Below are 13,754 nucleotides of genomic sequence, written 5' to 3' on the forward strand. Positions count from 1 at the left end.
TCATCTGTAATGGCGATAAAAACTTATGCGCGTAAATTCCAAAGCCATACTTACTAACCCCATCCATTGTTTAGCCTTTGGCTTTGGCAGTGGTTTAGCGCCCAAGGCGCCGGGGACTTTTGGCACGCTAATGGCCGTGCCTTTGTATTTAGTCTTAATGCAGCTGCCTTTATTGGGGTATGTACTGCTGTTGTTAGTCAGCTTTATAGTGGGGGTGTATCTCTGCGGTAAAACTGCTGATGACCTAGGGGTGCACGATCACCCCGGCATAGTGTGGGATGAGTTTGTCGGTTTTTGGATTACCATGCTATTGGCCCCTGCCGGTTGGCTGTGGTTGCTGATAGGTTTTGTCTTGTTTCGACTATTTGATATTTGGAAACCCTGGCCAATTAACGTGCTGGATAAAAATATGGAGACCGGCTTAGGTATTATGTTGGATGATGTACTGGCTGGGGTTTATGCTTTTATCTGCTTGCAGGGGCTGGTGTATTTACAGGCTACGTTTAACGTTTAATCGGCATATATTTATTGATGGTTTATTGGGAGTTAGTACTTGAACAATTTTTTGCAACATAAAAAGCCCGTGGTGTGGACTATTTCAGGTTCTGATTCTGGCGGCGGTGCCGGGGTGCAGGCCGACTTGTATAGCTTTCAAGATTTCGCCGTACACGGTTGCTCGGTGATTAGCGCCCTGACCGCGCAAAACTCCTTTACCGTGGGTTATACCGTGGCTACCGAACGCAAAAATATTGTTGCGCAAATTAATGCCTTGGATAGCGACTTGCCCGCGAAGGCGATTAAGCTGGGCATGTTATTAAATGAGGAGGTGATAACCACAGTCGCCAAATATATCGCTGATTACAGTGGCTATGTGGTGTGCGACCCGCATCTAATGACCGCCAGTGGTGATTGCTTATTGGCCGATGGTGCCGGGGCATTACTGCGCCAGCACATTATCCCTAGAGCGGATGTGCTTAGCCTAAATATTACCGAAGCGCAGGCCCTCAGTGGCAGCACCATTACTCAAGCCGACGATATGGTGACGGTGGCGGCGCAGTTACTTAAACAAGGTGCGCGCTCGGTGATACTTACCGGTGGCCATTTTGAGGACTATAGCGAGTTGTGTTTGGATTACTGGAGCGATGGCGAGCAAAGTTATTGGTTGCAGGGCGAGTATATAGATACGGTTAATGACCACGGCAGTGGTTGTAGCTTTAGCGCTGCCATTACCGCAGCCTTGGCGCGCGGCTTTAGCCTGCAAGATGCGCTGGTGCTGGCCAAAGCCTATGTTAGCCAAGGCCTGCGCTATGCAGTGCAAATTGGCAGTGGCCCTGGCCCCGTCGGGCACTTTGGCTGGCCCGGCGACCTAGATGATTTACCGGTGCTGGCTACACAGTTGCCGACGCTGGGGCTTAGTTTTCCCGCCTGCGACGACACCCTACAGCTGTGTCCGGTAGTAACAAGGTTACAGCAGCTGCCCGAGCTGCTGGATTCCGAGTTGGTTAGCGTGCTGCGTTTACGCATAGAGGGCGACGATGCTTGGGTCAGTGAGGCTATAGATCAGTGTCGCCAACAACAGGTACAAGTGATTATTGAAGGTGACTGGCAGCGAGCCATAGACGAGCAGGCCTATGGCGTACATCTAGAGCTAGAGCAGCTCAGCGATGAGGTGTTAATTGCGCTACATGAGGCTAAGTTGATGTTGGGCGTAGCAGTGCATAGCTATGCCGATATCGCCACAGCCGATGGCGTGGAGCCCAGCTATATGGAATTACATGTAGCCGCCGGCGAAGAAGGTTGGGCCCAGCTGGAACAGTGGGTGGGTTTGTTGGCCGACTTCTATCCCTTAGTGGCGGTCAGCGTCGCCGATGCCAAACAGATTAACCAATGCATGATGGCCGGTGTTGATGGTGTGGTGGTTATGGCTCAGCAGTTGTTGGCCGAAGACAGCAGCATTACTCTCTAGGCCAAAATATAGTAAGGGGATAGCGTGTGAGCAGGTATTTACTAACTTTATTGCTAAGCATTCCCGTGCTGGCTATTGCCCAGTCCCAGCCCGAAGTCATAGTAGAAGGGCTGTTTAACGGCGGCGCTATTTTACGCATCGATGGCCAGCAAACCCTGTTGCGGCAAGGCCAAGCCAGCAACAGTGGGGTAACGGTGATAGAGGCCAGCACCCGCCATGTGGTGATAGAGCTAGACGGCCAACGCCAGACTTTAGGGTTAAACAAGCAGATTAGCGGCGCCAGTGACTCGCCTGAGGCACCTGAAGTTAAGGTCAGCCGCGATAATAACAACCGCTATTTAACATACGCTACCATTAATGGCCGCCGCATTACTGTGCTGGTGGATACCGGTGCCAATATCGTCGCGATGAGTGGCGTCCACGCCCAGCGCTTGGGTATTAAGTATAGGCAGGGGCTAAAGTCGCGGGTAACTACCGCCAGCGGTGTCGCCGCAGCTTATAGTCTGGTGTTGCCATCGGTTACCGTGGGTGCCATTACTATTAGCGGGGTAGAGGCTTCGGTGATAGAAGGCAACTATCCCAGCCATGTGTTACTAGGCATGAGTTATTTATCGCAGGTGGATATGCAGGAGCAAAACGGCGTGATGACGCTGAGCCGTAAATACTAAGCCTGTTTCTTTGTATCTCGCTTAACGAGCAGCGAATTTCACCTATACATCGACGCTCACCTTGTTAAAATGAGCGCCCTTTATTTTATCCTTTTATTGATCTTTTTTATTTGATAGTGGAGAGCCTAGTGTCAATACGCTTTGTGGAGTCGTCAAAATTACCTACCCAGTGGGCGGTGTTTGACATGCATGGCTTTGAAGATGTGGCCAACGATAAAGAGCATATCGTATTAACCCTAGGTGATGTGGCCGATGGCGAGCCTGTATTGGCTAGGGTGCACTCCGAATGTTTAACCGGCGATGCGCTATTTAGCTTGCGCTGTGATTGTGGTTCGCAATTACAGGCTGCTTTGCAAAAAATTGCCGAGGAAGGTCGTGGCGTATTGTTATACCTGCGCCAAGAAGGCCGTGGCATAGGCCTATTAAATAAAATAAAAGCTTATAAGTTGCAAGATGCCGGTGCCGATACGGTAGAGGCCAACGAGCAATTGGGTTTTGGTGCCGATATGCGTAACTACGGCATTTGTACTGAGATGCTAAGGCATCTGGGTATTAAAAGCCTGCGCTTAATGACCAATAATCCTCGTAAGGTTAATGCTCTAACCGAGCAAGGCCTGATTATCGCCGAGCGCATCCCCCTGCAAACCGGCCAAAATCCGCATAATGCCCATTACTTGGCTACCAAGGCCGGGAAGCTGGGGCATTTAATGCGTAGCGATGATGATAGCGAGTGACTAATGGCTGCCCTGCAGCCAGTTGAACGCTTGAGTTTCCTGATCAAAAAACTCTACATTGCCAGAGGTAAACCAGCTGGCAATTTTGCTGCTGTATTCTAGCCATTGGCGATTGTTTTCTTGATTGCTGTAGATGGCAATTTTATTAAACGCGCTGCCGTGTTTTAGGCCCAGCTTAAGATCATCCCAAGCAGCTTTAAGCTCCCATCCTTGAAAATCACTGCAATCAAAAAAAACATTCATTTTGGCTGGCTCAACGCTGTTGAGGGCGGATTCAATTAAAGGTGTGATGTATTGGTAGTCTTGGTGAGTGAGTTTGCCTATGGCTTTGAAGGACAGAAAAAAATCACTGCCAACGCGTTCGAAGCCTAAACTAACACCGTGTCTATAGGGAGTGGACATAATATTGCCTGCTAAAACGTTTACGGTAGGCTGTGTATAGCAGGTTTTATTCGTTTATAAAGCGCTTAGGACTTAGCCTGCTTTGACGTTTGGCTTGCTGTTTAGTAATACCAAGCGCTGGCGTATAGCCTGCTCTACGCCAGCGCTGTCTAAACCGCAGCTGGCTAATAAACTGCTATGTTTACCGTGGTCTATAAACGCATCGGGCAAGCCTAGATTAAGCACGGCTTGCGGTATGCCTGCTTGGTTGAGGTATTCGCTGACGCCGGCACCGGCACCACCTGCTATGCTGTTTTCTTCTAGGGTTACCAGTAACTCGTGGCTGGCGGCCATGCGGCAAATCATGTCTTGGTCTAGCGGTTTGGCAAAGCGCATATCAATCACCGTGGCGTTGAGCGCGTCGGCAGCGGCTAAGGCGGCGGGTAGTAGCGTGCCAAAGTTAAGTATGGCTACTTGTTTGCCTTCGCGGCGTGCAACGGCCTTGCCTATAGGTAGTGCGCTCATGCGCGACTCTATAGCGGCGCCGGGGCCGGTGCCGCGCGGATAGCGTATGGCGGCGGGGCCTTTATGTTGGTATCCGGTGTATAACAACTGCCGGGTTTCGTTTTCGTCAGAAGGCGTCATGACCAGCATATGCGGGATACAGCGTAAAAAGCTGATATCAAAACTGCCGGCGTGGGTGGGGCCGTCTTCACCCACTAGGCCTGCTCTATCGATGGCAAAGGTAACATCCAGCTCTTGCAGGGCAACATCGTGTATTAATTGATCGTAGGCTCTTTGCAAAAAGGTGGAGTAAATTGCCACTACTGGTTTTAATCCATCACAGGCCATGCCGGCGGCTAAGGTCACAGCGTGCTGTTCGGCAATGGCGACATCGTGAAAGCGCTGCGGATATTGCTGGGCAAAATCGATCATACCTGAGCCATCGCACATGGCGGGGGTGATACCGATTAATTGCTGGTCGCTGGCGGCCATGTCACATAGCCACTGGCCAAACACCTCTTGGTATTTAGGCTTTTTAACGGCGTCGCTGCTGCTGGCTTTGGCTTCTATTTTATTAATAGCGTGATAGCCCACTGGGTCTTTCTCGGCGGGGCCAAAGCCCTTACCTTTTTGGGTGATGATATGCAGCAGCTGTGGGCCTTTGAGGTCACGCATATTGCGCATGGTGCTAATCAGGTTGGGCAGATCGTGGCCGTCTATGGGCCCTATGTAGTTAAAGCCAAGCTCTTCAAATAAGGTGCCGGGGGCGACCATGCCCTTCATATGTTCTTCTATGCGCTGCGCTAAGTCCCAGGCGGGGGGAAGGCGCGACAGCACTTTTTTACTGCCTTCGCGCAGGCCTGTATAGGTTTTGCTGGCCCAAATTTTGGAGAAATAGGTGTTGAGGCCGCCGGTGTTATGGGAGATAGACATTTGATTGTCGTTGAGCACCACTAGCATATCGGCGTTGACATGGGCGGCATGAGCCAAGGCTTCAAAGGCCATGCCGGCGGTCATGGCACCATCGCCTATCACCGCGACGGTTTTGCGTTTGATGTCTTGATCGCGGGCGGCTATAGCCATGCCCAGCGCGGCGCTAATACTGGTGCTGGAATGGCCTACGCCAAAGGTGTCGTACTCGCTTTCGGCGCGTTTGGGAAAGCCAGCCAAACCGTGCTGCTGACGCATGCTGTGCATTTGCTCGCGGCGGCCGGTTAAAATTTTATGGGGATAGGTTTGGTGGCCTACATCCCAAACGATGCGATCGTCGGGAGTGTTGTAGAGGTAATGCAGGGCCACAGTTAGTTCCACCACACCCAGACCTGCGCCAAAGTGACCGCCGGTTTGGCCTACGGTGTAAAGCAGATAGGCGCGCAGCTCTTCTACCAGTTGTGGCAGTTGCTCTTCCTGCAGCTCACGCAGTTGTGCAGTTTGGTCGATGCCGTCCAGCAAGGGCGTAGCGGGGCGCGTCTGTGGTATTTCGTTAAACATGGTTTATCCCGTCGTAACCGACCTGTTTCGCTGCAGATCGGAGCGGCATTGTAGCGTAAAGAGGCCGCGATTACCTGTCCTATATGAGCGCTAACTCATTCTAAGGCTTAGTGTTTTCTCGTTATTATATAGGCCGATAAGGCGCGTAAAGGCTGGGCAGTGTCGCCAAATGCGGCCAGTGCCTGCAGTGCTTGCTGGTGCAGTTGTTGGGCCTTGTCTTTGGCGCCCACTAGTCCCAGTAATGCAGGGTAAGTGGGTTTGTTAAGCGCGAGGTCGGCCCCTTGCGGTTTGCCTAGCGTGATGGTGTCACTCTCTATATCCAGGATGTCGTCGGTGACTTGAAAGGCTAACCCTATGGCACTGGCGTAGGCGTCTAAGGCGCACCGTTGTTCGTCACTGGCACCGGCGATAATAGCGCCCATAGCCACCGCAGCGCGTATTAATGCGCCGGTTTTCAGTTGGTGCAAGGTTTGTAAATGCGGCAGGTCTATCCGTTGGTTGACCGAAGCTAGGTCTATGGCCTGGCCGCCTACCATGCCCAGCGGCCCAGCGGCCTGGCTTAGCGTTTGGATAAGGGCGACACGGATGTCGCTGCTGCTATTGAGGCTGGCCAATTGCTCAAAGGCCAGTGCTTGTAAGGCATCACCGGCGAGTATGGCGGTGGCCTCATCAAAGGCTATATGGCAGGTGGGTTGGCCGCGCCTGAGGTCGTCGTCATCCATGGCGGGCAGGTCGTCGTGCACTAACGAGTAGCTGTGTATCATTTCCACAGCGCTGGCGGCTTTGTCTAAATCCTGTGGCGAGCAGCCGGCGTTAATGGCTTGGGCCGTGGCGTATACCAGCATAGGGCGCACCCGTTTACCGCCATTAAACAGGCTGTAATGCATGGCATCATGTAGCCGCTGTAACAGCGGCGCTTGCGCGCTAGTGGCTAGCTGGGCATTGAGTTGGGTGGCTAGGGCCGCTTCTACTCGCTGCTGGCTGCTTTCTAAAAACCCCTGGAAGCTGTCACTCATTCGAGATCATCGTCGAAGTCGTGGGCGCTGAGTTCGTTGTTTTCTTCGATCAGTATTTGTACTTTTTGCTCGGCGTCGTTGAGTGCTGATTGGCAGTCGCGGGTGAGCTTAATGCCTTTCTCAAAGGACTTAAGAGACTCTTCCAGGCTGAGGTCACCGTGCTCCATGTCTTCAACCAGCTCTTCCAATTGGTCTAGAGTTTTTTCGAAATTGATGGTTTTTTTGGCTTTCGCCATGGTGAACTCCCCGTGGGTGTAGCTGTTTTATGATAGTTGTAGCTTGTGATTATAAAGCTTGCTTAGTCATAGAGGTATCCCTAAGCGTCGAAACCATAAAAATTAAAGATTGGCTTGATTGAGCCGCTATTCTGTAGAGGTTTTATAGATATTAATTGATCAATATCGTTTGATAATGACATCTTTTAGGGCGTAGTGGTTTATCTCTCGCTATACTCGGGGGATAATCAGGGCCGGCTGATAGCTGTTAGAAAATACAGGGTTTTATACAGCTATATGCCGTCTAACTATAGGCGGCAATAGTGTCCGTAATAATCGAACAATAATGGAGAGTAGAGAGTGGATTTAGCAACTCTTATAGGGATGGCAGGTGCCATGGTGATTATAATCACTGCGATGGCATTGAGTGGCGGCGTCTTGATGTTTGTCGATATCCCATCGGTGCTGATTGTTATTGTCGGCAGTATTTTTGTAGTGATGTCTAAATTTGGCCTGTCGACGTTTTTAGGTGCAGGTAAAGTCGCGGCTAAAGCCTTTATGTTTAAATCCTCTGACCCTGCCGAATTGATCGATGAGATAGTCGAGTTGGCCGATGTGGCGCGTAAGGGTGGTTTACTCTCTCTGGAAGGTAAAGAGGTGAGCAATGACTTTTTACAGGACGGTATACAGTTATTAGTGGACGGCCACGACCCCGAAGTGGTTAAAGACTTACTGGGCAAAGATATGAATAAAACGGTAGAGCGTCATGAAATAGGCTCCACCATATTCTCTGCCTTGGGTGATGTTGCCCCCGCCATGGGTATGATAGGTACGCTAGTGGGCCTAGTAGCGATGCTGTCTAATATGGATGACCCCAAGTCCATAGGTCCGGCGATGGCGGTAGCGTTATTAACCACACTCTATGGTGCAATGTTGGCGAATATGGTGGCAATTCCCATTTCCGATAAATTAAACCTGCGCCGTGGCGAAGAGAGCATGATTAAGAGTTTGGTTATCGATGCTTTATTAGCTATACAGGGCGGCCAAAACCCTAGAGTAATCGATTCCATGTTGCGCAATTATTTACCTTCGTCTAAGCGCGGTAGCGCTGACGATGAATAAATAAGGCGCCGGTCAAATATGAGTGATGAGCAGGATTGCCCCAAGTGCCCGCCCCCCGGTGCCCCCGGGTGGATGGGTACTTTTGCGGATTTAATGTCGCTATTAATGTGTTTCTTCGTATTACTGCTGTCTTTTGCCGAAATGGATGCGATGAAGTTCAAACGCTTGGCGGGATCTATGGCGCAAGCGTTTGGTGTGCAAACTAAATTAGATGTAAAAGACCCGCCCAAGGGTACCAGTGTTATTGCCCAGGAGTTTAGCCCCGGCCGACCCGAGCCCACCCCTATCAATGAAATATTTCAACATACCGATGATTTGACCGAGTTGTCGCTAGAGGTTGAGTGCGCGGAAGAGTACGAGGTAGAGGCGGGTAGTGATAGCAAGCAGGCCGGTGTGCAAATGCCAGTAGCGGTGGCTGAAAAAATTAAACAATTGATACAAGAAACCGAAAACGATGCGGTAGATTTAGCCAAGGCATTGAGCAAGCAAATTGCCGAGGGCGAAGTGGAGGTGGAAACCACTGGGCGTAAAATTGTGCTGCGCATACGTGAACACGGTTCCTTTATTTCCGGATCGGCGCGCTTGGCGGATGACTATATTCCACTATTACAAGAAGTGCGTAATGTCTTAGCCACTAAAAAAGGCACGATTACCGTGGAAGGTCATACCGACAACATTCCTATCCAGTCCTCACGTTTTCGCTCTAACTGGGAGTTATCGACTAGCCGGGCCGTGTCGGTAGCCCATGAATTATTTTCTGGTGGTATCTTAAAGCCTCAGCGTTTTCGCATATCCGGTTTTGGTGACGTGCACCCTGTTGATAGCAATGAGACCGCAGACGGTAGGGCTAAAAATCGCCGCGTAGAAATTGTGGTACAGCAAGGTATGGATCAAGATCTAAAAGAAGAGATACAAGTGCTAAAACACCAAGATAAAGAACTGTACGACTCCCTGCAGCTTGATGATGAGGTGTTATTTGATCTCAGGCCCGACGAAATTTTTTAGCTTAGTGATAGCAGTAATAATAGAGAATAATTATGAATGATGAACGTCGCCGCTATTTCCGCATAGATGAAAACCTACGAGTTTCATACCGCCTAGTCAGTGATGCTGAGGCGCAAGTCTTTTCTAAACAGACTAAAAATGATAGGGATGGTATTAACTATGCGGCTAATTTTGATAACCGCATACAGACCTTGCTGGATGCCTGTCGTATACAGGCACCTATAGCGGCAGAGCTTATCGATTTAGTAAACAAAAAATTAAACTTTGTTATTCAGCAAATGGATATCGATGCCGGCTTAATGCAGAAGGTGGCTTATAGTTTACGACAGGTTAATGTCAGTGCCTGTGGTATGGCTTTTCCCTGTGAGGAATTACTACCGGAAGGGCGATATGTGCAATTGGATATTTTGCTTAGCCCTGGTGACTTACATATAGTGATTTTGGCTGAGGTGCTAGGCTGTAGCGAGGCTGAGGAAGGCGCAGAGGCTGCCTATATAGCGCGGGTGAATTTTTCAAATGTTAATAATAATGATCAAGAATTACTAATACAGCATATTGTTAAAGGCCAGAGTAATCAGTTAAAACGCCAGCGCTTGCAGTCAGAGCAGGCGCAAGATCAACTCTAGTTATGTTAGCTCTGTAAAAAGCCAACAGCCCAATGCTTTTAGGGGCTAATACAGGCTGTTGGCAATTGCTTAGTTTAGCGCTTAGCTCTTGTCGTGTTTTTCTTTATGGCGGCGCTTGCCGTGCATCTTATCCATTTTCTCCAGCTGTTCTGCGCTGAGCACGGTGCTGAGTTTGTCGCGAGTTGCACTCTCTATGGCTTTGTGTTGTTTCTGCTGTTCTTTAAAAATAGCTGCCACTTGTTGTTGCTGTTGCTCGCTTAACGCTAGTTTCTTAGCCATTTTTTCCATACGTTTCTCGTGATGTTGCTCCTGCGATGGCCTGTCGTCATGGTGTTTGCCGGCATAGGCAATGCTGGAAAGGCTTAGTAAGGCGATACAGATAACGGTGAATGCCTTTGTCATATTGATTTTCATAGTAGCTCCGTGTGTTACATAGTGAGGTTGATAACGAGGTTGAGGGCCTACTATAAAAACAAACTGTGCAAGAAAAGTGGCTGAATTAAGTATCTTGCTAGGCCGGGCATTTATCAATAGAGATAAGTTCAAAGCGATAGCCCGCGCCATAGATGGCGTGTAAAAATTGATACTGGGGGTAATGCTGTTGCAGTTTTTTACGCAGCTTTTTAATATGGCTGTCTATGGTTCTGTCGCTTACTACGCGGTGATCTTTATACATACCGTCCATTAATTGGCTGCGGCTAAAAATGCGCCCCGGTTGCAGCGCTAGCTGGCTGAGCAATTGATACTCTACGGTGGTGAAGTGCAGGCTTTGCTGCTGAAAGTGTATGCACTGTTGTTGCGGGTCTAGCTCAAAGCCTGCGTGTTGCAGGGGCGGGCTGTTAAGCCTGCGCAAAATAGCTTTCACTCTGGCCACCACTTCACGCATGCTATAGGGCTTGCAGATATAATCGTCAGCACCCAGCTCTAGGCCTAACAGGCGGTCTATTTCTTCCACTTTTGCGGTAGTGATTAAGATGGGGGTATCGCTAAATTGGCGTATGGCCTTGCACAGGCTGAGGCCGTCGGTGCCGGGTAGCATTAAATCTAAAATAATAGCGGCGGCGTGATGTTGTTGCAGCCAGGGTAGCACTTGGTCGCCGTGGCCTATGCAGTGGCTGCTAAAGCCCGCCTGTTGAAAATACTCCACCAATAATTGCGCGAGCTTGGGTTCATCTTCAACAATTAAAATAGGGGCTGTGCTCATGCTGTGCTGGCGCTCAAGGGTAGGCTGATGGTTATTAGCAGGCCACCATATTGTGAATGCTGGGCTAGGATATGACCGTCATGGGCGGCGACTATGCGCTGGCATATCGCCAAGCCTAAACCGGAGCCGCCGGTGCTGCGATTGCGTGAATGCTCTACCCGGTATAAGGGGTCAAATAAGTGCGCTAGTGCGTCATCGGGCACGCCGGGGCCGTTGTCTTCTATGCGGATAATAGCGTGCTGTTTATCGCTGTGTAAGCGTATACGCACCTGGCTGTGTTCGGGGCAGTAGCGTTTACAGTTGGCCAGTATGTTGTCTAGCAACTGAGCTATGCGGGTGCTGTCTACGGCACAGTTGATGCTGTGTGTGGGGTAGTCGCCAGTGAGGGTAATGGATTTTTGCTGTAAGTATTGTTGGTGCCGTTGGCTTTGCTGCTTGAGTAGCGCTGCTAAATCGGTAGTTTGCTTGTGGTAGTGTAGGCTGCCTAAATCGGCGCTGTTTAATTGGTGCAGGTCATCAATCAATTTTTTTAATTGCAGGGTTTCCTGCTGCAAGGATTGCAGGTTGTTTTTAGTCAACGGCCTGACCTCATCCAACATGGCTTCAATTTCGGCTAATAAAATACTTACCGGTGTGCGCAATTCATGCGATGTGTCGGCCAGCCATTGTTTACGCAATAGTTCATTTTTATTTAATGTGACGGCCAAGCTGTGTATATCTTGGGCCAACCCTCCTAACTCATCACGGCGTTGTAGTAATAACAGTGAACCTTGCTGGGGTTGGTAGTCTCCTTGGGTTAAGCGGTGCAAGGCCTTGGCGAGTACGCGTATAGGGTTAACAAAGTGGCGGGCTAAGGGCAGGCTGATTAACAGGGCCAAGGCGAATACCATCAAGCTAATCAGGGCAAAGGTTTCAGTTTGTTTTTCGATAAAGGTTAATTCAAAGCCCTTGCTAATAAAGGTTTTTTTGGGCCTGGCCAGCCATCCTACGGTTTGTTGTTGCGAGATAATGGGTAGTAGTTGATAGTCTTTTTTGTTGTTATAACGGCCAAAGAGCGGTTGATGTTGCTGGTTTAGTATGACAATTTTTGGTGGTCGGGGTTGGTGCCGGTCATGCTGATCTCTTGCCCTTATATCGGTTTCTTTATCGATGTCAGCTTCTGCCGGGTACGGATGAGCGCTGATGTCCAGCTGCCATTGTTGTTGCAGTAATTGCCGAAAAAAATGCTCTGGCCTAGCGATAGTGTCCCAGCCCTGGTGTTGCTCATAGGCGTTAGCGAGTCGCTGGGCCAGCGGTGCCAGTTGCTTGGCTTCACGGGTGTTAACATATTCCAGCATGCCGTTATCAATACTCCAACGCATAAAGGCAAACATTAAAACCACCAGGCAGGTGCTGGTACTTAGTAGTGTTATTAATAATTTCTGTTGAATGCGCATGGCTTAAGAATAATCACTATAGGTGATGATGGCTATAGCCGCTTAGGAACTTGCACATTGCTTGCTTATTTAAAGAGGGAGAGGGGGCAATAAAAAAGGCGAGTCTCAAATGAGAGCCGCCTTTGCCGAGTGCGTAGGTGTTTGCTGTGTGCTATTACACGCAAATACGTTTAAGTAGCTCGTCCATTTTGCGAGAGCAGTCTTGGTGGTCTAAGGTTTTTTCAGCAATGGCGCTGAGGTTTGCACTAACTTCACGGCCTTGGTCGGCAATAGCTTGCACGCGCTGATTGATTTGATCGGTGGCCGAGGTTTGGGTGCTGGTGCCGTCGGCAATTTGATTGGTTAGCTGAGTAACATTGCTGATTACATCGTGGATTTTTCGCAGTAATTGCTCGATGTTTTTGCTTTGCTCTAGGCTGTTGTTACTCAGTTCTCTGCCTTGTTCCATGGCTTTTACTGCTGCCTGTGCTTTGCCTTGTAAGCCTTCCACCATGTTTTGTATCTCTACCGTGGCCTCTTGAGTGCGGTGAGCTAGGGCGCGCACTTCGTCGGCAACCACGGCAAAACCACGGCCTTGCTCGCCAGCACGTGCGGCCTCAATAGCTGCGTTGAGTGCCAGTAGGTTGGTTTGTTCGGCTATGCTGCCTATTACATCCAATACCGAGCCTATTTGCGCGCTTTCTTCCTGTAGCTGGGCAACGTTTTCGGTCATGCTCTCTACAGTGTTGGCCAAGGTAGTCATAGAGCTTTGATTGCTACTAGAGGCTTGGCTGCCATGCTCTATCATGCTGGCTACTTCACGTACGGTGGAGGCTATCTCGCCGGCATTCTCTGCTAAGGCTGTTGAGGTAGAGGCAACTTGGTGTATAGAGCTGGCAACGTCGTCTAGCTCGGTGGTGCTGTTTTGCAGCTGGTTTACCGAGTGGCTCATTTTAAGGGTTTGTTCTTCATAACCCTCGCGCACTTGGTTGGCATTTTCCCGTAGGTTGTCCATCACATCGTGCAGTTGTTTGATAAATCCGGTTAGTGAGTGCGTGACTAGGCTCAGTTCATCACTGCCGGTGTCGTCAGGGGTTGAGTTGGGGGCACGCTCGGTATTAGCGACTAAATCAATATAGCTTTGCAATTGGCCTAGCCGCTTAGTGAGGTATTGCTGTGCTAGAAGCCATACGGTTACTGACATAAGAGTGGCTATTGCTGCGATTAGCGCGAGTGCCATACCCACGCTGAGGGTGTCAGGTAGTAGTAGCCAGCCAAGAATCAGCAGCGCTAAGCCCAGCAGTGCTGTGGGTGCTGCAATACGGGCGGAGATGGATGATCCAGTCATGATAAAAAAGCCTATGTAAGTTATCTATAGCTGTAGCTGCTAGTTGTTATTTAGGTCAT

General features: G+C 49.8%; 15 protein-coding genes. 7 read left to right on the forward strand and 8 right to left on the reverse strand.

Going from position 1 to position 13,754, the window contains the following annotated elements; genetic code table 11:
* Positions 1-25 precede the first annotated feature (25 nt).
* The 4 genes from B067_RS0108170 to ribA all read left to right on the forward strand — a co-directional run bounded on the left by B067_RS0108170 (position 26) and on the right by ribA (position 3,368).
* A complete protein-coding gene (locus tag B067_RS0108170; RefSeq protein WP_019529592.1) occupies positions 26-514 on the forward strand; it encodes a phosphatidylglycerophosphatase A family protein in 489 nt (162 codons plus the stop codon).
* Positions 515-553: 39 nt separating this feature from the next.
* Positions 554-1,966, forward strand: a complete 1,413-nt coding sequence (gene thiD / locus B067_RS0108175; protein WP_019529593.1) for a bifunctional hydroxymethylpyrimidine kinase/phosphomethylpyrimidine kinase — start codon at positions 554-556, stop codon at positions 1,964-1,966.
* A 26-nt stretch (positions 1,967-1,992) separates the two neighbouring features.
* The gene (locus tag B067_RS0108180) at positions 1,993-2,634 is read left to right on the forward strand and encodes a retropepsin-like aspartic protease family protein (protein WP_019529594.1); all 642 of its coding nucleotides are present in this window, start codon (positions 1,993-1,995) and stop codon (positions 2,632-2,634) included.
* A gap of 128 nt (positions 2,635-2,762) precedes the next feature.
* Positions 2,763-3,368, forward strand: a complete 606-nt coding sequence (gene ribA, locus B067_RS0108185; protein ID WP_026244524.1) for a GTP cyclohydrolase II — start codon at positions 2,763-2,765, stop codon at positions 3,366-3,368.
* Here ribA and B067_RS0108190 read toward each other — a convergent pair whose 3' ends face one another.
* The 4 genes from B067_RS0108190 to B067_RS0108205 form a co-directional block, all read right to left on the reverse strand.
* A complete protein-coding gene (locus B067_RS0108190; RefSeq protein WP_019529596.1) occupies positions 3,369-3,770 on the reverse strand; it encodes a SpoIIAA family protein in 402 nt (133 codons plus the stop codon).
* A 72-nt stretch (positions 3,771-3,842) separates the two neighbouring features.
* On the reverse strand, positions 3,843-5,744 hold the full coding sequence (gene dxs, locus B067_RS0108195; RefSeq protein ID WP_019529597.1) for a 1-deoxy-D-xylulose-5-phosphate synthase: 1,902 nt from the start codon (positions 5,742-5,744) through the stop codon (positions 3,843-3,845).
* Positions 5,745-5,851: 107 nt separating this feature from the next.
* The gene (locus B067_RS0108200; protein WP_019529598.1) at positions 5,852-6,760 is read right to left on the reverse strand and encodes a polyprenyl synthetase family protein; all 909 of its coding nucleotides are present in this window, start codon (positions 6,758-6,760) and stop codon (positions 5,852-5,854) included.
* Complete coding sequence (locus tag B067_RS0108205) at positions 6,757-6,996, reverse strand: exodeoxyribonuclease VII small subunit (protein WP_019529599.1); 240 nt, start codon at positions 6,994-6,996, stop codon at positions 6,757-6,759. The genes B067_RS0108200 and B067_RS0108205 overlap by 4 nt, the downstream gene beginning before the upstream one ends.
* Before the next feature lie 339 nt (positions 6,997-7,335).
* Between B067_RS0108205 and pomA the strand changes: the two genes are divergently transcribed.
* The 3 genes from pomA to B067_RS0108220 are packed head-to-tail and all read left to right on the forward strand — an operon-like array spanning position 7,336 to position 9,728.
* On the forward strand, positions 7,336-8,097 hold the full coding sequence (pomA, locus tag B067_RS0108210; protein WP_026244525.1) for a flagellar motor protein PomA: 762 nt from the start codon (positions 7,336-7,338) through the stop codon (positions 8,095-8,097).
* Between the two features lie 18 nt (positions 8,098-8,115).
* Positions 8,116-9,102 (forward strand): flagellar motor protein MotB, encoded by a 987-nt coding sequence (locus B067_RS0108215; protein ID WP_019529601.1) that lies wholly within the window; start codon positions 8,116-8,118, stop codon positions 9,100-9,102.
* Positions 9,103-9,134: 32 nt separating this feature from the next.
* A complete protein-coding gene (locus B067_RS0108220; protein ID WP_019529602.1) occupies positions 9,135-9,728 on the forward strand; it encodes a PilZ domain-containing protein in 594 nt (197 codons plus the stop codon).
* An 81-nt stretch (positions 9,729-9,809) separates the two neighbouring features.
* Here B067_RS0108220 and B067_RS0108225 read toward each other — a convergent pair whose 3' ends face one another.
* The 4 genes from B067_RS0108225 to B067_RS0108240 all read right to left on the reverse strand — a co-directional run bounded on the left by B067_RS0108225 (position 9,810) and on the right by B067_RS0108240 (position 13,695).
* On the reverse strand, positions 9,810-10,142 hold the full coding sequence (locus B067_RS0108225) for a hypothetical protein (protein WP_019529603.1): 333 nt from the start codon (positions 10,140-10,142) through the stop codon (positions 9,810-9,812).
* A 97-nt stretch (positions 10,143-10,239) separates the two neighbouring features.
* Complete coding sequence (locus B067_RS0108230; RefSeq protein ID WP_019529604.1) at positions 10,240-10,932, reverse strand: response regulator; 693 nt, start codon at positions 10,930-10,932, stop codon at positions 10,240-10,242.
* Positions 10,929-12,305 (reverse strand): ATP-binding protein, encoded by a 1,377-nt coding sequence (locus tag B067_RS0108235; RefSeq protein ID WP_169335558.1) that lies wholly within the window; start codon positions 12,303-12,305, stop codon positions 10,929-10,931. Before B067_RS0108235 ends, B067_RS0108230 begins: the two co-directional genes overlap by 4 nt.
* Before the next feature lie 217 nt (positions 12,306-12,522).
* A complete protein-coding gene (locus B067_RS0108240; RefSeq protein ID WP_019529606.1) occupies positions 12,523-13,695 on the reverse strand; it encodes a methyl-accepting chemotaxis protein in 1,173 nt (390 codons plus the stop codon).
* Between the last annotated feature and the right edge of the window lie 59 nt (positions 13,696-13,754).

Origin of the sequence: Dasania marina DSM 21967, assembly GCF_000373485.1 — a bacterium.
Classification (GTDB): domain Bacteria; phylum Pseudomonadota; class Gammaproteobacteria; order Pseudomonadales; family Dasaniaceae; genus Dasania; species Dasania marina.